Annotated in this window: 20 protein-coding genes; 10 read left to right on the plus strand and 10 right to left on the minus strand. The window is 69.4% G+C overall.

Annotated elements, in window-relative coordinates; translation table 11 throughout:
- Positions 1-105 precede the first annotated feature (105 nt).
- Positions 106-738: a dihydrofolate reductase family protein gene (locus AB5I40_RS26090; protein WP_370932659.1), complete on the plus strand. Its 633-nt coding sequence runs from the start codon at positions 106-108 to the stop codon at positions 736-738.
- Here AB5I40_RS26090 and AB5I40_RS26095 read toward each other — a convergent pair.
- The gene (locus tag AB5I40_RS26095; protein ID WP_370932660.1) at positions 675-1,520 is read right to left on the minus strand and encodes a helix-turn-helix transcriptional regulator; all 846 of its coding nucleotides are present in this window, start codon (positions 1,518-1,520) and stop codon (positions 675-677) included. The genes AB5I40_RS26090 and AB5I40_RS26095 overlap by 64 nt on opposite strands.
- Before the next feature lie 103 nt (positions 1,521-1,623).
- On the opposite strand from AB5I40_RS26095, the gene AB5I40_RS26100 reads away from it, so the two are divergent.
- From AB5I40_RS26100 to AB5I40_RS26115, 4 genes are read left to right on the plus strand one after another with little or no spacing between them, the layout of a single operon-like run.
- Positions 1,624-3,066, plus strand: coding sequence for an MFS transporter (locus AB5I40_RS26100; RefSeq protein WP_370932661.1), 1,443 nt, complete (start codon positions 1,624-1,626; stop codon positions 3,064-3,066).
- A 46-nt stretch (positions 3,067-3,112) separates the two neighbouring features.
- Complete coding sequence (locus AB5I40_RS26105; protein WP_370932662.1) at positions 3,113-3,637, plus strand: RNA polymerase sigma factor; 525 nt, start codon at positions 3,113-3,115, stop codon at positions 3,635-3,637.
- On the plus strand, positions 3,630-4,517 hold the full coding sequence (locus AB5I40_RS26110; RefSeq protein WP_370932663.1) for a VOC family protein: 888 nt from the start codon (positions 3,630-3,632) through the stop codon (positions 4,515-4,517). Before AB5I40_RS26105 ends, AB5I40_RS26110 begins: the two co-directional genes overlap by 8 nt.
- Positions 4,518-4,569: 52 nt before the next feature.
- Positions 4,570-4,953, plus strand: a complete 384-nt coding sequence (locus tag AB5I40_RS26115) for a hypothetical protein (protein WP_370932664.1) — start codon at positions 4,570-4,572, stop codon at positions 4,951-4,953.
- A 27-nt stretch (positions 4,954-4,980) separates the two neighbouring features.
- On the opposite strand, the gene AB5I40_RS26120 is transcribed toward AB5I40_RS26115, so the two are convergent.
- Both AB5I40_RS26120 and AB5I40_RS26125 read right to left on the minus strand, forming a co-directional pair.
- Positions 4,981-5,361: a VOC family protein gene (locus tag AB5I40_RS26120; protein ID WP_370932665.1), complete on the minus strand. Its 381-nt coding sequence runs from the start codon at positions 5,359-5,361 to the stop codon at positions 4,981-4,983.
- A 136-nt stretch (positions 5,362-5,497) separates the two neighbouring features.
- On the minus strand, positions 5,498-6,805 hold the full coding sequence (locus tag AB5I40_RS26125) for a UDP-glucose/GDP-mannose dehydrogenase family protein (RefSeq protein WP_370932666.1): 1,308 nt from the start codon (positions 6,803-6,805) through the stop codon (positions 5,498-5,500).
- 172 nt (positions 6,806-6,977) lie between these two features.
- On the opposite strand from AB5I40_RS26125, the gene AB5I40_RS26130 reads away from it, so the two are divergent.
- Positions 6,978-7,736 (plus strand): SDR family NAD(P)-dependent oxidoreductase, encoded by a 759-nt coding sequence (locus tag AB5I40_RS26130; RefSeq protein ID WP_370932667.1) that lies wholly within the window; start codon positions 6,978-6,980, stop codon positions 7,734-7,736.
- 54 nt (positions 7,737-7,790) lie between these two features.
- On the opposite strand, the gene AB5I40_RS26135 is transcribed toward AB5I40_RS26130, so the two are convergent.
- Complete coding sequence (locus AB5I40_RS26135; RefSeq protein ID WP_370932668.1) at positions 7,791-8,471, minus strand: class I SAM-dependent methyltransferase; 681 nt, start codon at positions 8,469-8,471, stop codon at positions 7,791-7,793.
- A 159-nt stretch (positions 8,472-8,630) separates the two neighbouring features.
- A complete protein-coding gene (locus AB5I40_RS26140) occupies positions 8,631-9,266 on the minus strand; it encodes a helix-turn-helix transcriptional regulator (RefSeq protein WP_370932669.1) in 636 nt (211 codons plus the stop codon).
- 546 nt (positions 9,267-9,812) lie between these two features.
- On the opposite strand from AB5I40_RS26140, the gene AB5I40_RS26145 reads away from it, so the two are divergent.
- Positions 9,813-10,151 (plus strand): MerR family transcriptional regulator, encoded by a 339-nt coding sequence (locus tag AB5I40_RS26145; RefSeq protein WP_370932670.1) that lies wholly within the window; start codon positions 9,813-9,815, stop codon positions 10,149-10,151.
- Positions 10,152-10,321: 170 nt separating this feature from the next.
- Here the strand turns inward: AB5I40_RS26145 and AB5I40_RS26150 are convergent, their stop codons facing one another.
- On the minus strand, positions 10,322-11,968 hold the full coding sequence (locus AB5I40_RS26150) for a TM0106 family RecB-like putative nuclease (protein WP_370932671.1): 1,647 nt from the start codon (positions 11,966-11,968) through the stop codon (positions 10,322-10,324).
- Between the two features lie 106 nt (positions 11,969-12,074).
- On the opposite strand from AB5I40_RS26150, the gene AB5I40_RS26155 reads away from it, so the two are divergent.
- Positions 12,075-12,554: a DUF6474 family protein gene (locus tag AB5I40_RS26155; protein WP_344282073.1), complete on the plus strand. Its 480-nt coding sequence runs from the start codon at positions 12,075-12,077 to the stop codon at positions 12,552-12,554.
- Between the two features lie 58 nt (positions 12,555-12,612).
- On the opposite strand, the gene AB5I40_RS26160 is transcribed toward AB5I40_RS26155, so the two are convergent.
- The 4 genes from AB5I40_RS26160 to AB5I40_RS26175 are packed head-to-tail and all read right to left on the minus strand — an operon-like array spanning position 12,613 to position 16,193.
- Positions 12,613-13,584, minus strand: a complete 972-nt coding sequence (locus AB5I40_RS26160) for a glycine betaine ABC transporter substrate-binding protein (protein WP_237597712.1) — start codon at positions 13,582-13,584, stop codon at positions 12,613-12,615.
- A complete protein-coding gene (locus AB5I40_RS26165) occupies positions 13,584-14,363 on the minus strand; it encodes an ABC transporter permease (protein ID WP_037806898.1) in 780 nt (259 codons plus the stop codon). Before AB5I40_RS26165 ends, AB5I40_RS26160 begins: the two co-directional genes overlap by 1 nt.
- The gene (locus AB5I40_RS26170) at positions 14,360-15,559 is read right to left on the minus strand and encodes an ABC transporter ATP-binding protein (RefSeq protein WP_370932672.1); all 1,200 of its coding nucleotides are present in this window, start codon (positions 15,557-15,559) and stop codon (positions 14,360-14,362) included. Before AB5I40_RS26170 ends, AB5I40_RS26165 begins: the two co-directional genes overlap by 4 nt.
- Complete coding sequence (locus AB5I40_RS26175; RefSeq protein WP_037806896.1) at positions 15,546-16,193, minus strand: ABC transporter permease; 648 nt, start codon at positions 16,191-16,193, stop codon at positions 15,546-15,548. Before AB5I40_RS26175 ends, AB5I40_RS26170 begins: the two co-directional genes overlap by 14 nt.
- 280 nt (positions 16,194-16,473) lie before the next feature.
- Between AB5I40_RS26175 and AB5I40_RS26180 the strand changes: the two genes are divergently transcribed.
- Both AB5I40_RS26180 and AB5I40_RS26185 read left to right on the plus strand, forming a co-directional pair.
- Complete coding sequence (locus tag AB5I40_RS26180; RefSeq protein WP_370932673.1) at positions 16,474-17,019, plus strand: hypothetical protein; 546 nt, start codon at positions 16,474-16,476, stop codon at positions 17,017-17,019.
- 113 nt (positions 17,020-17,132) lie between these two features.
- Complete coding sequence (locus AB5I40_RS26185; protein ID WP_370932674.1) at positions 17,133-17,882, plus strand: YcnI family protein; 750 nt, start codon at positions 17,133-17,135, stop codon at positions 17,880-17,882.
- The last annotated feature ends 6 nt before the right edge of the window (positions 17,883-17,888 follow it).

Here is a 17,888-nt window from a genome sequence, read left to right on the forward strand (position 1 = left end):
GGCGCGTCCGTCGTGAAGCGCGGGATTCGGATACGCGTGGCGCGGTATGTCGAGAACTCCCGAGCGGCTCCGTTCACTGGTCAAACGGCGAAAAAGGAGACTGTGATGGGCGAGGTAGTGGCCGGGGCGAGCATGTCGCTGGACGGTTTCGTGGCGGGACCGGGCGAATCGGGGTTCGATCTGCTCTTCGGCTGGACGGGCAACGGCACCGAGGAGGTCCCGACGGCGCAGCCGGGACGCGCGCTGCGCATGTCCCCGGCCAGCGCGAAAGTGATGCGCGCGCAGCTGGAATCGACCGGGGCGCTGCTCGTCGGCAGGCGGCTGTTCGACCTGACCTCGGGCTGGGGCGGCATGCATCCGTTCGGCGGGCCGGTGGTCGTGGTGACGCATCAGCCGCCTGCCGGATGGGAGGACTCGCCGTTCACCTTCGTCACCGAAGGCATCGAGGTCGCGGTGGCGCGCGCGAAAGAACTGGCCGACGGCCGCGACGTCGGCGTGAACGCGGGCGAGATGGCGCGGCAATGCCTGGAGGCCGGACTGCTCGACGCGTTGCACATCGATCTGGTGCCGGTGCTGCTCGGCGGCGGCGTGCCGTTCTTCGGCGAGTTCGGCCTGGGACCGGTGCGCCTCGGCGATCCGGACATCACCCCCGGCGAGGGCGTGACCCACCTGCGCTACCGCGTGGTCGGCACGAACTCCCGCAGCTTCTCCAGCGTCTCGTCATTCGCCGGGGTGTAGACCGACATCCGGATTTCCGAGCGGCGGCCGGCGTAGAGGTAGGTGAAGTCGAACGTCAGCAGACCCGCCTCGGGGTGCAGGTACCGCTTGCTCTTGGCCTGCTCGGTGTTCACGTCGTGCTGGCTCCACAGCTCCTCGAAGCACGGCGACTCCGCCCGGAGCCGTTTGACCAGCGACTTCCAGCCGGGTTCGCCCATGTGCTCGGCCATCGCCGCGCGGAAGGACGAGACCATTCGCGGCACGTTCTGCTCCCAGTCGACCATCCGCTCTTTCCACTGCGGATTGAGCAGGCACTGCACGAGCGTGTTGCGTTCCTCGTACGGGATCTCGTCGACGCCGCCCATCAGCCAGTCGTAGCCGGCGTTGTGACCGAGCACGTCGAAGCGCGCGTTGCGGACCGCGACCGGGAACGGTTCCAGTTGGACCATCATGTCCTGCATCGACGGCGTGATCGCGGAGCAGTGCTTCTTCTCCGTCACCGGCTCCGGCGCGCCGGCGAGGGTGAACAGGTGCACGTGCTCGTGCGGGTCGAGGCGGAGCGTGCGGGAGATCGCGCTGAGCACCTGCTCGGACGCGTTGATGTCGCGGCCCTGTTCGAGCCACGTGTACCAGGTGACGCCCACCCCGGCGAGCTGCGCGACCTCCTCGCGGCGCAGCCCCGGCGTGCGCCTGCGGCCGCTGAGCGGCAGGCCGACCTGCTCGGGCGTGATCCGGCCGCGCCGGTTGCGGAGGAACTCTCCCAGTTCGGTCCGGCGCAGGCGGTCTTCGATGCCAGTGGTCACGAATACCAGGTAAGCACACCGCCGACCCTGTTACCAGGTAGTCGTGGTACCAGGATAAAAGCACACCTGGTACCAGGGTCTCGCGCGGCGGAACGTAGTACTCATGACGACTACCACCCCTGCCCCGGCGACGGCCACCGCTGCTGTCGGGACGCCGGAACGGACGGGACTCACGTCCGCCGGCTTGATCACCGTGCTGCTGGGGGCAGCGCTGCCGATCATCGACTTCTTCATCGTCAACGTCGCCCTGCCCACGATCGATGCCGACCTGCACGCGTCCACCGCGACCCTCGAACTGGTCGTCGCGGGCTACGGCATCGCGTACGCGGTGCTGCTCGTGCTCGGCGGACGGCTTGGCGACACCTTCGGCCGCCGCCGGCTCTTCCTGCTTGGCCTGACGCTCTTCACGCTCACCTCGCTGGCCTGCGGCGTCGCCCCGGACGCCGCCACGCTGGTCATCGCCCGCGTCGCACAGGGAGCGGCTTCGGCGATGCTGCTTCCGCAGGTGCTGTCGATCATCCAGGCCGGGACCACCGGCGAACGGCGCTCGCGGGCGATCGGCATGTACGGCGCGACCGGCGGCATCGCCACCGTGGTCGGGCAGCTGCTCGGCGGCGCGCTGGTGGCGGCCAACGTGTGGGACCTGAGCTGGCGGCCGATCTTCCTGGTCAACGTGCCGATCGGCATCATCGGGCTGCTGCTCGCGCGCCGCACGGTGCCGGACAGCCGGGCGAGCAACCCGCTCGGCGTCGACCGCTGGGGCACCGTGCTGCTGGCCGTTTCGCTGCTGTCGCTGCTGATCCCGATCATGGAAGGCCGCGCGCTCGGCTGGCCGTGGTGGAGCATCGCGCTGCTGGTGATCTTCCCGTTCGCCGCGTTCGGCTTCGCCCGCGTGGAGCGGAAGCTGGAAGCCGCGGGCGGCACTCCGTTGCTCCCGCCGGCTCTGCTGCGCACCGCGAGCGTGCGGCACGGGCTGACTGTCGCGGTGCCGTTCTTCTGCGCGTTCGGTTCGTTCATGTTCGTCTACGCGGTGACCCTGCAGAACGGCCTGCACCTCGGCCCGCTCGGCGCCGGACTGGCGTTGACCCCGATGGCCGTCGCGTACTTCACGACCTCGCTGGTCAGCAGCCACCTGGTCGCCCGGTTCGGCCGCAAGATCGTGCCGATCGGCGGGCTGATCCTCACCGTCGGCCTGCTCGCGCTCGCCGGAACCGCACTGCTGGACTGGCCTGATCTGTCGATCTGGCAGCTGGCCCCGGCGATGGTGCTGATCGGCGTCGGCAACGGGCTCGCGATGAGCACGCTGTTCCGGGTGGTGCTTTCGCGAGTGCCCGCCGACCTGGCGGGTGTCGGCGGCGGCGTGCTGACCACGACCCAGCAGACGTCGCTGGCGCTGGGCGTCGCGGTGCTGGGCAGCCTGTTCGCCAGCTTGAGTGTCCCCGGCGCGATGGGCTACCAAGGCGCGTTTGCGCTGGTCATCGGGATCTTGGCGGCGCTCGCACTGCTGGTGTCCGGACTGGCGCGGAAGCTGCCGGACCCGCGCTGAGAAATTCGTCCGACGGAAAACCCCGCTCCCGGACGACGATGGAGATGTGACGGAACCTCGGGTGCAGCCAGACCCGGCCTTCGCGCTGCTCGGCCTCTACGAGAAGGCCCTGCCGGAGGTCTATGGCTACCTGCTCGCGAGGTGCGGCAACCGCGTGCTGGCGGAGGAACTGACGTCCGAGACGTTCCTGAGCGCGGTCGCCGCTTGCCGCAGGGAGCACGCGCCGCCGGTGAGCACCCCCTGGCTGATCGGGGTGGCCCGGCACAAACTGGCCGATCACTGGCGGCGCGCCGAACGGGAACAGCGCGGGCTGCGGCTCGTGCACGACGCCGGATGCGACGTCGAGGATCCCTGGGACGAACAGCTCGACGCCCTGCGCGCGCGGCAGGTGCTCGAAGCGCTGGCGGTCCCGCATCGGGCGGTGCTCACCCTGCGGTACGTCGACGGCCTTCCGGTGCGCGACGTCGCCGCGCACCTCGGCCGGACCATCCACGCGACGGAGGCGTTGCTGACGCGGGCCAAGACCGCGTTCCGCCGCGGCTACCAGGAGAAGGAGGGACGTGATGGCTGAACCGTTCGACGCGCTCGCGCTGCCCTCGACTCCGGCCGATCCCGATCCGGCCTTCGCCGAGCAGCTGCGGGACGACCTCCGCCGCCTGATCCTGAACGGAGCGGAGATGACCACCACCGAAACCACGCAGGCGCGAGCGGGTGCGCTGACGCCGTACCTGGTCGTGACCGATGCCCGGGCCGCGCTCGACTTCTACGTCGAGGTCTTCGGCGCGCGCCGCCGGTCCGATCCGATCGTGATGGACGACGGCCGGGTCGGGCACGCCGAACTGGACATCGGCGGCAGCGTGCTGATGCTGGCCGAGGAATTCCCCGAACTGGGCAACGTCGTCGCTCCCGAGGGCGGCGCGATGGTGCGCGTCGAGGTGCCCGATCCCCACGGCGCGGCGCAGCGCGCGGTGGAGCTGGGCGCGGAACTGCTGCGTCCGGTCGAGGACCGCGGCTACGGGCTGAACGGCGTGCTCAAGGACCCGTACGGCCAGCGCTGGCTGGTCGGAAAGGCCGCGCCACAAGCGAAAACGCCCGGCGAACGCACGTATCGGCACGGCGAGGCCGGGTACTTCACCTTCCAGGTGCCCGACGAAGTCCGGGCCAAGGCGTTCTACGGCGCGGTGCTCGGCTGGCAGTTCAACCAGGGCAGCCTGCCGACCGCGTGGCGCATCGAGGGCCACGGCCTGCCCGGCGGGCTGTGGGGCGGGTCGGAACTGCAGACCGGATGGAAGCTGATGTTCGCCGTCGACGACCTCGAGGCCGCGCTCGCCCGGGTGCGCGAGCAGGGCGGCCGGGCGGGCGAGGTGGAGAACCCGCCGTACGGCCGAACGGCCGATTGTGCCGACAACCAGGGGATCGAGTTCTGGTTGTGGGAACAGCCACGCACGTGACCTCGGCCAAAACCCCGGCGGCAAACCGGCCGCCGGGGCGCACACTCAAGGGATGGCCGCGCACTGGACGCCCCGCGACGAAGCCGAACTGACCGCCGGTTGGCAGCTGTGGCTCGCGCTGGGCTCGTGTGCCTGGCCGGGACCGGACTGGGACGGCACGCCCGCCGAAGCCGTCCGCGGCCTCGAACGCTGCTTCGCCGCGTGCGACGAGATTCTCGCCGCGCACGACCAGCCGGACTCCGCGGTCGCCGGGCTGGTGCGCTCGATGCTCCTGGCCGCGAACTGGACGCGCGAACTGTGGCGCGACGACTCGGATCCGCTCGATTCCGAACGCGCCGCGCTGCTGCACGCCGACCTGGCCGCTTTCGCCGACCACGCGGAAGGCGTCCGCACCCTGCTGGCGACAGGAGGCGGGTGGGCCTCGCTTCCGCTGTGACCCGCCCGCCTTCTGTCTACAAAGGACTTACCAGCTCGCCGGCCGTTTCCGCTCCGGCTCGTACGGCTGCGTGATGACCTCGATCCCGTTTCCGCCCGGGTCCAGGAAATACACGCCGCGGCCTTCGTGGTTGTGATTGATCTCGCCGGGGCCCTGACCGCCCGGCCCGGCGTGGTACTCGACCCCGGATTCCTTCAGCCGCAGGAAAAACGCGTCGAAGTCGTCTTCCGGAATGAGGAAGCAGTAGTGCTGCAGCTTGCGGTCTTCGTCGGGAACCGTGGCGAAGTCGAGCCGCACGCCGTTGCTGGTTTCGACGGGGATGAACGGGCCCCATTCCTCGCCGATCTCGAACCCGAGTAGGTTCGCGAAGAATTCGGCGGATTCCCGGTTGTTCCGGGACGGGACCATCAGGTGATTCAGTTCAAGAGAGAGGGACACGAAGCAATGCCTCCAGAAGGCATCCCAGCACCTCCATGTCTCACCCAGCCGGTGACCGACACGCGATGCCGCCGACGACTATAGCGCAGCGGAAGCGGATCTCCAATCAGGAAACCGGAACTCGCCGCCGAGCCGCGCGCGGACGGCCGACGCCCTGCCACGACAACCCCGCGTCGAGAATCATCCCGGGGTCGAGCAGATTCCGGGTGTCGACGACGTCGTCGCCCTCCATCGCGTCCGCGATCGCGACCCAGTCGAGATTGCGGAACTCGGCCCATTCGGTAAGCACCACAACGACATCCGCGTCCTTGGCGACCTGGTAGGGATCGTCCACGACGGTCATGCCCGCGATGCCGCCGGACACCGCCGGGTCGTACGCGGTGATCTCCGCACCGAGCGCACCGAGCACCGAAGACACTGCCAGCGCGGGGGAATCGCGCAGATCGTTCGTGCCCGCCTTGAACGCCAAGCCCAGCACGCCGATCCGCGCGCCTGCCAGCGTTCCGCCGCAGGCGCCGGCGATCTTCGCCACAATGCGGTCGCGCTGGGCGATGTTCTCGTCGATCGCCGAGGTCAGCATGCGGAAGTCGTAGTCGACCGACTCGGCGACCTTGACCAGCGCGCTGGTGTCCTTGGGCAGGCACGAGCCGCCCCATCCGGGGCCAGGCTTGAGGAACGTGCGGCCGATCCGCCGGTCGTAGCCCATGCCTTCGGTGACCAGGTCGATGTCCGCGCCGAGCCGTTCGCACAGTTCGGCGATCGAGTTCACATAGGACAGTTTGAGCGCGAGGAAGCAGTTCGCCGCGTACTTGACCAGTTCCGCGCTGGCCGCGTCGGCGACCACGATCGGTGCGGCGAGGTCGCCGTACAGCTGCCCGACCCACGCGGCCGCGGCACGGCAATCCGACCCGACCACGATCCGGTCCGGGTTCAGGAAGTCTTGCACCGCAGTGCCTTCGCGCAGAAACTCCGGGTTGGACACGACCGGCACGTCGTCGCGGCCGACCATCGCGCGGATGCGTTTCGCGGTGCCGACCGGCACCGTCGACTTCGTGATCAGCGCGCAGCCCGGCGGCAGCACGTCGCCGATCTCGGCGGTCACCGCCTCCACCGCACGCAAATCCGCGGACCCGCCCGCGCCCATCGGCGTCGGCACGCAGAGGAAAACGCCTTCCGCGCCGCGAACGGCTTCCCGCGCGCCGACGACGAACGACAGCCGTCCGTTCGCCAGTCCGCGGGAGACCAGTTCGGCCAGTCCTGGTTCGAGGATGTCCACGCGGCCCGCTGAGAGCCGGTTCACTTTCGCCACGTCCACGTCCACGCAGGTGACGCGATGCCCGAGGCTCGCGAGACAAGCCCCCGTGGTCAATCCGACGTATCCCGTCCCTACCACCACGATCCGAGCTGAGCTCATGCTGCTGAAGGTCGCAGCCGGAGTTGACCTCAGCGCTAACAGAAGCGGTCGCGGCCGAATACTCCTCGCGACGACAGCGGGTGAGGCGACACACTCCGGCCCGGGTGCGAACGAGCGTTAACCTGGGCGCGGAGGTGCAACGCGGCACCTGAGAGCAGGAGGAAGGCTGAAGATGCAGATCACCGACACCGCAGCGCTCGTCACGGGTGGCGCGTCCGGTCTCGGCGGCGCTACCGCCAAGGCACTGGCCGCGAAAGGCGCGCGGGTGTTCGCCCTCGACCTCGCGCCCTCGATCGAGAAGGCCGAGCAGGTCGAGCACGTCACCTACGTCGAGGCCGACGTGACCGACCCGGACCAGGTGCAGGCCGCCGTCGACACCGCGGCGAGCTCGGGCGTACCGCTGCGCACGGTGGTCAACTGCGCCGGCATCGGGCCGTCCGCGCGCATCCTGTCCAAGAAGGGCAGGCACGACCTCGGGCTGTACGCGAAGGTCATCCAGATCAACCTGATCGGCACCTTCAACGTGCTCACCGTCGCCTCCGAGGCGATCGCGAAGACCGAGCCGCTGGCCGACGACGCACGCGGCGTCATCATCAACACCGCGTCCGTCGCCGCCTTCGACGGCCAGATCGGGCAGGTGGCGTACGCGTCGTCCAAGGGCGGCGTGGTCGGCCTGACCCTGCCCGCCGCGCGCGACCTCGCCTCGCACGGCATCCGCGTGCTGACGATCGCGCCCGGCATCGTCGACACCCCGATGCTCGCCACCGTCAGCGACGAGTTCCGCGCCGGCCTCGCCGCCGGGGTGCCGTTCCCGAAGCGACTGGCGCGCCCCGACGAGTACGCGCAGCTCGCCCTCTCGCTGATCGACCACGACTACCTCAACGGCGAGGTCGTCCGCATGGACGGCTCGCTGCGGATGGCCCCGCGCTGACCTGCTGGGGGAGGGGGTGTGCTGCCCCCTCGGCGGCACACCCCCTCCCTCAGGTCACTCCTTGCGCAACCGCACCTCGAGGCCGATCCCGTCGGGGGTCACCTCGCAGGTGCGGAACTTGCTCTCCGCGACGGTCGCCCTGAACTGCTCCGGCGTGTACGCCCGCCGCCGCAGCCCGCGGAGCGTGCGGACGGTGGCGAACGTGGCCACCGGACCGAGATTCATCCGCGCGACCTCAGCGTCCAGCTCCGCGTCCGTGGTGCTCTTGCTCAGGTCCTGCACCAGCGCGACGCCGCCGGGCCGCAGCACCCGGTGCATCTCGTCGAGCGCGTCCACCGGGTCGGCGAAGTTCTTGAACGCCGCCTGGCAGACCAGGAAGTCGAACGACCCGTCCGCGAACGGCATCGCCGCGACGTCGCCCCGGCGGAAGTCCACCGGGACGCCCTGCTCTTTCGCGTACTCCCTGGCCAGCTCGACAAACGTGCGGCTGACGTCCAGCCCGGTCACCTTGCACCGCCCGGTACGAGCCATTTCGACGGCGAAGAAACCCGGCCCGGGCGCGACCTCGAGCAGATCAGTGCCCTCGGCCAGGTCCGCGGCCATCATCTCGGCCGTCTCGCGATACTGCACCAGCTGCGGTTCGGTGCGCCGCCCCCGCGCGTATGCCCGGGCGATCGGCCCCTCCATCTCCGGCAGCAGCTTCGTGCGGTGCCGTTTTGCCTGGGTGTTCCCCATGTGCTTCTCCCTGTTTCGGTTGATACCGAACCAGTGCCGTGGGAGGGGCGACCCGTATCCTGTCGACGCAGCCTGAGGACAGGTACCCGCACCCGCGGTTTCCGGTTCGACGGTTCCCGGTCCCGGCGGCGGTGTGCCAGCACCTCCTCCGGGACCTCTTTATTCGCCTTCGTTCTCGACGAAGGCGGCCATGTCGGGCAGCTCCCCGGTTTCCCGGTAGTGCCGCCATTCCCCGACCCCCGGAATCGCGCCGGAGGCCAGCTCCTCGCGCAGCCCGCGGACCCATTCGGCCTCCGCGCGCCACATCGCCAGTTGGTACTCCGCCTCGACGAGGACCAGCCGCGGCAGCTCCGTGCGCATCTTCGCCAGCGCCTCGGCACGTTCGTCGATCAGCTGGCCCAGCTCGTCGACCCGGTGCCGCAACTGCTCGTCAACGACGTCCGGCCCGAGCGCGAGCATCACCGACAGCCCCGTGTGAAACCGCGTCGGCTCAAGATCGGGCACCGCGAGCAGCTCGGCGACCCAATCCTCCAGCTCGGCCCGCCCCGTCTCGGTGATCCGGTACACGGTCCGCTCCGGCCGCGCCCCCTCGCGCACGTTCTCGACCGCCTCGATGAATTCGTGCTTCTCGAGATTGCCGACGACCGTGTAGAGCGAGCCCCACTTGATCTTCAGGTCGCCTTCTTTGCCGCGTTCCCGCAGAAGAGTGGCGACTTCGTACGGATGCATCGGCCGCTCGAACAACGTGGCCAGCACGGCGAGGCCCAGCAAGTTGGACACCTTCCGCCGCTTCACGCCGACCTCCCCTCGTGGACGAGTACTCGCCGACGAGTATAGCGAAAGGAGGGCCGCGCGCCTAGCTCGGAGAAAATCTATGGCGGCGGGGGTAGACATTCGCTGCCGTGGATGGGTAATCTTCTCCTCGTACAGAAGAGACAACGTCAATCAGGCACGGGAGATGACGAACCGCCCGTGAGGTGAGACAAGACGGGCGTTACGCGTGCTGGAGCCGATCAGCGAAAGGGTTCCAGCCGGTGACGTTCGAAGCAGTCGCAGTACCGAAAGTGCACTACCGCAAGAAGAAACACCGGAAAGAAGGGAACGGGCACATCATTGGATCGCCCGCGGCGGCGGAGCAGCAGTGCCGCGCGGGTACCGCAGTCCCATCAGATTGGCAGGTGGTTCTCGGTTACGAATCAGCGATCTCCGCGCGGCATGTCCGGTGAACGGACCCCGCGGATACCACAAGCCGGCTCCACGGCCGGTTGACAATGATGAAACCCAACCCTGGGACCCCGGGTGCCGCGCGGCATCCGGGGTCCCTTGTGATGTGGAGGTGGAATGACCCCTGACCCACGCGATACCCCGTCCCCGAGTTCAGGCGGGGCCGACAAGTTCGACGACGACGAGTACCCCGCTTACACCATGGGCCGGGCCGCCGACATGCTCGGCACCAGCCAGAACTTCCTGCGCAGCCTGGACGAGGCCGGTCTGATCGAGCCGCAGCGCTCGTCCGGCGGGCATCGCCGCTATTCCCGCCAGCAGTTGCGCCTCGCCGCACGCGTGCGCGAACTGGTCGACCAGGGCACGGCCGTCGACGCCGCCTGCCGCATCGTCTCCCTTGAGGACCAGCTCCGCGAGTCGCAGCGGGAAAACGAGGAACTGCGCTCCGCCGAGTAACTCTGCCGGGTCAAGTGTGCTGCCCGGACACCGCAGCACACCCCCGGCGCCTCTCCTCGCGGCGGCCGACCGACTGCCCCTGCCGGGAGGATCCGCGCGAGACCCACTCGAAACCGCGAGCACTCACGTTTCCGCGCTGAAATTCCGGCACGACGGCTTCCGCGCGGGACTCAGATGTCCAGCATGTACGGAACCTCGTCCTGAGCCCGCCCGCTCATCCACTCCCGCAGCGCCTTGGTCGCCAGCACATCATCCTCGTTGTACCGCAACAACCGCTCCCGCTGCTCACTATCGGGAACCCCGCCGTCCATCCCGACCGCGTCCCGGTACCACCGCATCGAAGCCTCGCCGCCGGCTTCCGGATCGCGCCAAGCGAACCCAGCGACCGGAGCGATCACCTTCAACCCCTTGCCCCGCGAGCACAGGAACTGATCCGTCACACTGCGGAACAGATCCACCCACTCCTCAGAGTCCACAAAGGACTGAACAGCCCGCTTCTCCGGCACCCCGGGATACTCCCCGAACCGATCCACCGACCCGAACAGCCACCGGTTCTCCGCGAGTGCGTTGTAGCAATACGCCCGGAAAGTCAGCCCCGCGGCAAGGGTCCGCGCCCGAACATCCGTGAACCAAGCCCAAAACTCCGCGAACGACCGCGCCTCGTCCACCGTCGGCAGCGGTTCCCAGGTCGCGAACGCCCGGTATCCCCGTGGCACCCCGATGTCCACTCCGGACAGCAGCGTCCCCCACAGATAAGCCCCGGCGTCACCGAAGCTCTCCATGTCCACGTCGACCTCGACGTCCGCGCGTGGCACCTCGATCCGCGGCGTCCGGCGCACCACCGTGAGATCCGCCAGCCACGCCCGCGCCAGCATGATCGCGTCGGAGAACGTGCCGCCGGTCCAGTTCATCGGCGGCATCTCGGCGGCCGGATCCAGCGCGGCCAGTTTGTCTACAGTGGACACTCCGACGCGGCGCAGCTCGCCCGCGTCCTCGCCGCGCACCACCAGGCTCACGTCACGCGTCTCGGTGAGCACGACCTCGCAGGTGGCCCAGAACGGACACCGCCGGCACTCCAGCACCCGCGAAGGCGCGGCCAGCGCTTCCGCACCGGTGGCGGCCGCGGTCGCGACCGCGAGCCGGTCTTCGAAACGCGCGTCGTACTCGTCCAGCGCGCTGCGGCCGCCCGGCCAGGTGCCCGCGGTGAGGTCGTGCCACACGACGACATCCGCGTCGAGACCGATCGCCCCGCCGACCGCGCGGCCGCTGGCCGCCAGCTCGCGCGACTCCAGCATCCGCCGCAGGTGCGCGAGCCGCAGCTGGTCTCGCGGCTGCGAGCGCACCTTGCGCAGCTCGTCCGGCGAACGCCGTGCTGGGTCCAGCTCCGTCATCGCGGTGGTGGGCGCGCCCTGGCCCCGGTCGGTGATCCGGTGCCGGACCACCAGCACCGGCACGTATCCGTCGCCGACGCGCACGAGCAGGTCGATGCCGCCGCGCCGGTGCCCGACCGGATCGGCGGGCAGCAACGCGCCCCAGATGTACTGCGCGCCATCGGCGAACGCCTGCTCGGTGAGCCGCACCCGCTCGCCCGCGGACGCGGCACGCGGCACTCGCGCCCAGGTGGCGTCCGGCCCCGAGGCCGCCACCAGCTGCTCGAGGATTTCCTCGCGGTGCGCGGTCGCGTCGTCGATGCGCTGCTGCGCCGTCGGATCCGGCGGCGGCAGCGGCACGTCGCGCATCGCCGGGTCGTGTTCCAGGTGCACCCGGCGGCGGCAACGGCTCACCGCTCCCGCGTCGAGCAACACCTCGTCTCCCATAGCGATCACAATAGATCGTGGGTACGACATTCCCCGCGCGAGCCGACATGCCCGTCACGTCGGGGACCAGTAAGTTCATCCGGAGAAGGCGTGGGAGGTAACGGCCATGGCGCGCAAGGCCAAGCAAGACAAGGCCAAGCAGGACGAGGGTGAAGCCCGGATCACCCCGAAGAAGGCGAAGAACGCGGTCGCGGTGGCCAAGGTGCTCGGACCGGCGGTGCTGCCGGTGCTCGCGCCGTACGCGGTCCGCGCGGCGGGCGCGGCGCGGGAGGCGTACGACCGCTACCAGGCCCGCAAGCTGGGCGTCGCCGTCGACCAGCTCGGCGAGTACACCGGCCGCGGCGCGGCGCTGCACGCCCGGATCGCGGGTCTCGTGCAGGGCCTCGGCGAGCTGAAGAAGTCGGCGAAGGCGACCGAGCAGGACCAGAAGTTCGCCGCCGAGACGCAGTCGACGCTGGAGCAGCTGTCGGCCACGGTGCGCGCCGCCGAGCGCATGCCCGCGGCTCGGCGCAAGGCCGCGCACCGCGCGGTGACCGGCGAACTCGAACGGCTCGAAGACCAGCTGCTGCACCGTTTGGGCATCTGAAAAACGGCGAAGGGCTCCTTGAGCGAACTCAAGGGGCCCGTTCCGCTGCCGGGAAGCGCTACTTGATGAAGCCCTTCTCGAGCATCCAGTCGTGCGCGACGGTGCCGGCGTCCTTGCCGTCCACGTCGACCTTCTTGCACAGCTCGACCATCTGCTTGTTGTCGAGCGCCGCCGCCACCGTCTCCAGCGGCCCGCGGATCTCCGGGTGCTGGTTCAGGAACTCCGTGCGCAGCGTCGCCGCGGCGTTGTACTGCGGGAACGCCTTCTTGTCGTCCTCGAGCACGCGCAGGTTCAGCCCGGAGATCCGGCCGTCGGTGGTGAACACCTCGCCGACCGGGCAGGTGCCGTTGGCCACCGCCGAATAGATGGTGCCGATCCCGAAGTTCTCGATCTTCGGGTTCTTGAACCCGTACGCCTTGACCGCCGCCGGGAACCCGTCCTGGCGGCTGGTGAACTCCGTCTCCAGGCAGAACCGGTTCTGGTCCGGATGCGTGGTGAGGAATTTCGCCAGGTCCGAGGTGGACTTGAGGTTGTTCTTCGCCGCGTACGCCTCGGTGGTGGCGAACGCGTACTGGTCGTTGAGCGGCGAGTAGTTCAGCCAGGTGACGCCGTATTTCTCCGCGTCGGCCTTCTTCGTGGCCTCGTACTGCGCCTTCTCCCCGCCCGGAACCGGCAGCTCGTTGCCCTGGTAGTTGATCCAGCCGGTGCCGGTGTACTCCCAGGTCACGTCGGTCTGCCCGTTGAGCAGCGCCTGCCGGGACGAGTTCGACCCCTTGATGTCGGTGAGGTCGATGACGTCCGCGCCCGCCGCGCTCAGCGCCATTTCGGCCATGTAGCCGAGGATGATGTTCTCGGTGAAGTCCTTCGACCCGACGACCACCCGCTGGCCTTCGAGCGACGGGATCGGCCGGATCGAACCCGGTTCGATCTTGAACGGGATCGAGGTGTTGACGTCGAGCCCGCACGCCGAGAGCGTCCCGGCGAGCAGGGCGGCGCCGACGAGCGCGCCCGCCTTTTTCAGGACGTTCATCAGCGCAGTCCCTTCGGTCCGAAGTACTGCTCGGCGACCGCGCCCAGCCAGTCCACCAGCAGCGCCAGCGCGACGGCCAGCACCGAACCGGTGATCAGCACCTTCGTGAGGTTGAGCTTGTAGCCGGTGTCGATCAGGAGGCCGAACCCGCCGGCATTGACGAACATGCCGAACGTCGCGGTGCCGACCGCCAGCACGAGCGACGTGCGCAGGCCGGCCAGGATCAGCGGGACCGCGAGCGGGAATTCCACCCGCCACAGCACCTTCTGCGCGGACATCCCGATGCCGCGGCCCGCGTCGATGAGCGACGGGTCCACCTGCTGGATGCCGACCATCGTGTTGCGCAGCACCGGGAGCAGCGAATAGAACGCCAGCGGCAGCGCCGCGACCCACAGCCCGCCGACCGCGCCGGTGAAGATGAACCACAGCACCAGCACGCCCAGCGCGGGCGCGGCCTGTCCGATGTTCGCGATGGCCAGGAAGATCGGTGCGAGCCACTTCGCCCACGGCCGGGTCACGATGATGCCGAGCGGCACCGCCACCAGCACCACGATCGCGGTGACCACGACGGTCATCGCCACGTGGTCGCGCAGCGCGGTGAGCAGCGACTCCGCGTTGAGCGTTTCCTTCTCGGTCGCGGTGAGCCCGCTCGCGAAGACCCAGATGAGCGTGACCGCGACGATCAGCACGACCACGGCGGGCTGGGCGAACAGCCGGACGCGTTCCGCGCGGCGGGAGCCTGACTCGGTGCTGAAACCAGTATCGACGGCAGCGGTCATGCTGTGGCCCCGTCCTCGTCGACGTGGTCGTCTGCGTGCTCGTCGCGCAGCTGCTGGATCGTCGCGATGACCGTGTCCAGCTTGATCGTGCCCGCGTATTCGCCGCGCGCGCCGGTGACCGGCACCGAACCGCCTTCGGCGAGCATCGCCTCGAGCGCGTCCTGCAGCGTCGACTGGAGGCTCACGATGTCGCGCAGCGGCTTGCCGACCGAACCCAGCGACGTCGCGTTGGTCAGCTCGCGCACGTGCACCCAGCGGATCGGCCGTCGGCGCTGGTCGAGCACCAGCGCGAACGGCTTGCGCGATTTGCTGAGCTTCTCCCGCACGTCGGCGGGCGATTCGTCGATCGTCGTGGTGAGCGCGTCCTGCTGCAGCTCGACGTCGCGCACGCGCAGCAGAGTCAGCTGCTTGAGCGAAGCGCCGGCGCCCACGAAACCGGCGACGGTGTCGTCCGCCGGGTTCGCCAGGATCGACTCCGGCGTGTCGTACTGCAGGATCTTCGACTGGTTGCCGAGCACCGCGATCCGGTCGCCGAGCTTGACCGCCTCGTCGAAGTCGTGCGTGACGAAGACGATCGTCTTCTTCAGGTCAGTCTGCAGCCGCAGCAGTTCGTCCTGCAGGTTGCCGCGGGTGATCGGGTCGACCGCGCCGAACGGCTCGTCCATCAGCAGCACCGGCGGGTCGGCGGCGAGCGCGCGGGCCACGCCGACGCGCTGCTGCTGCCCGCCGGACAGCTGGCGCGGGTAGCGGTCGCGGAAATCGGCCGGGTCGAGCCCGACCAGGTCCATCATCTCCTCGACCCGCGCGGTCACCTTCTTCTTGTCCCAGCCGAGCAGGCCGGGCACGACGGCGATGTTCTGCGCGACGGTGAAGTGCGGGAACAGCCCGGCCTGCTGGATCGCGTAGCCGATCTGGCGGCGCAGGGTGTCCACGTCGAGCTTCAGCGCGTCCTGCCCGCCGATGGTGATGCGGCCGGACGTCGGCTCGATCAGCCGGTTGATCATCCGCATCGTGGTGGTCTTGCCGCAGCCGGACGGGCCGACGAACACCACGATCTTGCCCGCGGGCACGACCATCGAGAAGTCGTCGACCGCGGGGGCGCGGGTGCCGGAGTAGCGCTTGGTGACGTGGTCGAGTTCGATCTCGACGCCGGAGACGGTTTCTTCTTCGGTCGCAGTGTGCTCAGCCACGGACACCCCTAGAAATGGTGAATCGCTTGATCAGGACGTAGATGCCGTCGAGCACCAGCGCGAGGATGACCACGCCGACGGTGCCGGTGAGGGCCTGGTTGAGGGAGTTCGTGCTCCCGGCGTTGGTGAGGCCGGAGAAGACCTCCGCGCCGAGGCCGGGGCCCTTGGCGTAGGCCGCGATCACCGCGATGCCCATGAGCATCTGCGTGGCGACCCGCATGCCGGTGAGGATCGCCGGCCAGGCCAGCCGCAGTTCGACCCGGGTGAGCACGGACAGCCTGCTCATCCCGATGCCGCGGGCGGCGTCGGTGATCGCCGGGTCGACCGCGTCGAGGCCGACGATCGTGTTGCGGACGATGGGCAGCAGGCCGTACAGCACGAGCGCGATCACCGCGGTGGTCGAGCCGAGGCCCGAGAGCGGGATCAGCAGACCCAGCAGGGCGAACGACGGGACGGTGAGGATCGTGCTGGCCAGTGCCGTGGCGACGGCGGAGCCGATGGGGCTGCGATAGACGGCGATGCCGATCAGCACGCCCAGGATCGCGGCGAGGATCGTGCACTGCACCACCATGCTGGTGTGCAGCCACGCCTGGAGCAGCAGCCTTCCCCACCGGTCCGAGATGTACTCGAAGAGGTTCATCCGTATTCGTTCTCCCGCCAGCTTGCGAGCCCCGGACGTCACCCGTTCGGAGTAGCCCATCAATCGGCAGGGTGACTACCCGGAACGGATACGGTCGAAACCCCCACTTCTCGGTTGTGATTACCCACCGTTTCGCATCCGCCTGGGGTCGGCAACCGAAGCGACGGGCCCCACCGAGCGGTATTTACCGGATCGAGACCCGCCTACCTGTGGGTTTTCCGCAGCTGCTCACCATTCGAGACGCTTCAGTCACCCACCGGAGTGCCGTTAAGCTGCCCGAATGAGCACCCCGGCCCGGCATCGCGGCGCACTCGCCGCTGTCCGCGGCGGATTGCTCGCTCTGAGTTCGGCGTCACTCGCCGTCACCGCGCACGCGGCCGCCGACGGCGGACTGCCCGATCCCGCGCTCACCTTGCTGCTGACCGGCCTGCTCGGCTGGACCGCCACCGCGCTCGCCGGCCGGGCGCGCGGACCGCTCGCCACCATCGCCGTGCTCGGCGGCGGACAGCTCGTGATGCACCTGGTGCTGACGACGCTCGGCGAGCACGACCCGTCCGGCGCGGCCGCCGCGCCGGACGGCTGGGCGATGACCGCGGCGCACGCCGTCGCGACCCTGCTCACCGCGCTGGTGCTGGCGCGGGCGGACGCGATGCTGCTCGCGGTGTTGCGCGTGGTCCGGCTGATTCTTCCGCTGCTGATCCGGCCGCTGCCGGTTCCGGTGGCGGCCGCCGGGATCGCGCGGCCGCGTGCCGCTGGCGCGGTGCCGTTGCTGACTGTTGACCTTCGCCGCGCCCGGGGACGACGCGGGCCGCCTGGGTGCTCCTGAACCCCTCGTGAGCGGCGATCCCGGTTCTAACCGTGATCAGCACTCACGACCACCCCATCCCCTTTCCGGCGCAGGCTCTGCCTCCGTCGGCTCACCCCTGTTCAGGAGCAGTTGTGTCCCACCATGTCTTCCGTCGCGCCGGCGTGCTCGCCGCGACCGTCGCCGCCACCGGTCTGCTCGGCGCGGGCATCGCGTCCGCGCACGTGACCGCCAACGTCTACGGCGACCAGCCCGCCAAGGGCGGCTACGGCACGATCTTCTTCCGCGTCCCGAACGAGGACGCGAAGCTCGGCACGGTCAAGGTCGAGGTCGACGTCAAACCGGAGTACGGCATCGGCAACTTCCGCACCAAGCCGATCCCCGGCTGGACCGCCGAGGTCACCAAGTCGAAGCTGCCGCAGCCGGTGACCACGGCGTCCGGCACGAAGATCACCGAGGCGGTCACGAAGGTCGTCTGGACCGCGCAGCCGGGCACGAAGATCGGCTCGACCGAGTTCCAGGAGTTCGAGGTCAGCGGCGGCCCGCTGCCGTCGAACGTCGACCAGCTCGAGTTCCCCGCCATCCAGACGTACGAGGGTGGCAAAGTGGTGGACTGGAACCAGCCCACCCCGCCCAGCGGCGAGGAGCCGGAGCACCCCGCCCCGACCATCAAGCTCGCCGCCGCCGAATCGTCGGAGCACGGCGGCCACACGCAGACCGCGGCCTCCGGTGACAACGCCGAAGCCGCCTCGTCGTCGGACAACACGGCGCGCTGGCTCGGCGGGGCCGGTCTCGTGGTCGGCGCGCTCGGGCTCGGCGTCGGCGCGGGCGCGGTGCTGCGTTCCCGTCGACCGGCCGCAGGAAAGACCGAAGGAACCAAGTAATGCGTA

Source organism: Amycolatopsis sp. cg13, from assembly GCF_041346965.1.
Classification (GTDB): domain Bacteria; phylum Actinomycetota; class Actinomycetes; order Mycobacteriales; family Pseudonocardiaceae; genus Amycolatopsis.

Bases quoted from the DNA above. Each gene is read 5' to 3' on its own strand.
- AB5I40_RS26115 (WP_370932664.1), top strand. From the start codon at position 4,570: ATGGCCGCGCACTGGACGCCCCGCGACGAAGCCGAACTGACCGCCGGT.
- AB5I40_RS26150 (WP_370932671.1), bottom strand. From the start codon at position 11,968: ATGGGAGACGAGGTGTTGCTCGACGCGGGAGCGGTGAGCCGTTGCCGC.
- AB5I40_RS26155 (WP_344282073.1), top strand. From the start codon at position 12,075: ATGGCGCGCAAGGCCAAGCAAGACAAGGCCAAGCAGGACGAGGGTGAA.
- AB5I40_RS26135 (WP_370932668.1), bottom strand. From the start codon at position 8,471: ATGGGGAACACCCAGGCAAAACGGCACCGCACGAAGCTGCTGCCGGAG.
- AB5I40_RS26175 (WP_037806896.1), bottom strand. From the start codon at position 16,193: ATGAACCTCTTCGAGTACATCTCGGACCGGTGGGGAAGGCTGCTGCTC.
- AB5I40_RS26180 (WP_370932673.1), top strand. From the start codon at position 16,474: ATGAGCACCCCGGCCCGGCATCGCGGCGCACTCGCCGCTGTCCGCGGC.
- AB5I40_RS26145 (WP_370932670.1), top strand. From the start codon at position 9,813: ATGACCCCTGACCCACGCGATACCCCGTCCCCGAGTTCAGGCGGGGCC.
- AB5I40_RS26110 (WP_370932663.1), top strand. From the start codon at position 3,630: ATGGCTGAACCGTTCGACGCGCTCGCGCTGCCCTCGACTCCGGCCGAT.
- AB5I40_RS26090 (WP_370932659.1), top strand. From the start codon at position 106: ATGGGCGAGGTAGTGGCCGGGGCGAGCATGTCGCTGGACGGTTTCGTG.
- AB5I40_RS26125 (WP_370932666.1), bottom strand. From the start codon at position 6,805: ATGAGCTCAGCTCGGATCGTGGTGGTAGGGACGGGATACGTCGGATTG.
- AB5I40_RS26165 (WP_037806898.1), bottom strand. From the start codon at position 14,363: ATGACCGCTGCCGTCGATACTGGTTTCAGCACCGAGTCAGGCTCCCGC.
- AB5I40_RS26100 (WP_370932661.1), top strand. From the start codon at position 1,624: ATGACGACTACCACCCCTGCCCCGGCGACGGCCACCGCTGCTGTCGGG.
- AB5I40_RS26160 (WP_237597712.1), bottom strand. From the start codon at position 13,584: ATGAACGTCCTGAAAAAGGCGGGCGCGCTCGTCGGCGCCGCCCTGCTC.
- AB5I40_RS26120 (WP_370932665.1), bottom strand. From the start codon at position 5,361: ATGGTCCCGTCCCGGAACAACCGGGAATCCGCCGAATTCTTCGCGAAC.
- AB5I40_RS26130 (WP_370932667.1), top strand. From the start codon at position 6,978: ATGCAGATCACCGACACCGCAGCGCTCGTCACGGGTGGCGCGTCCGGT.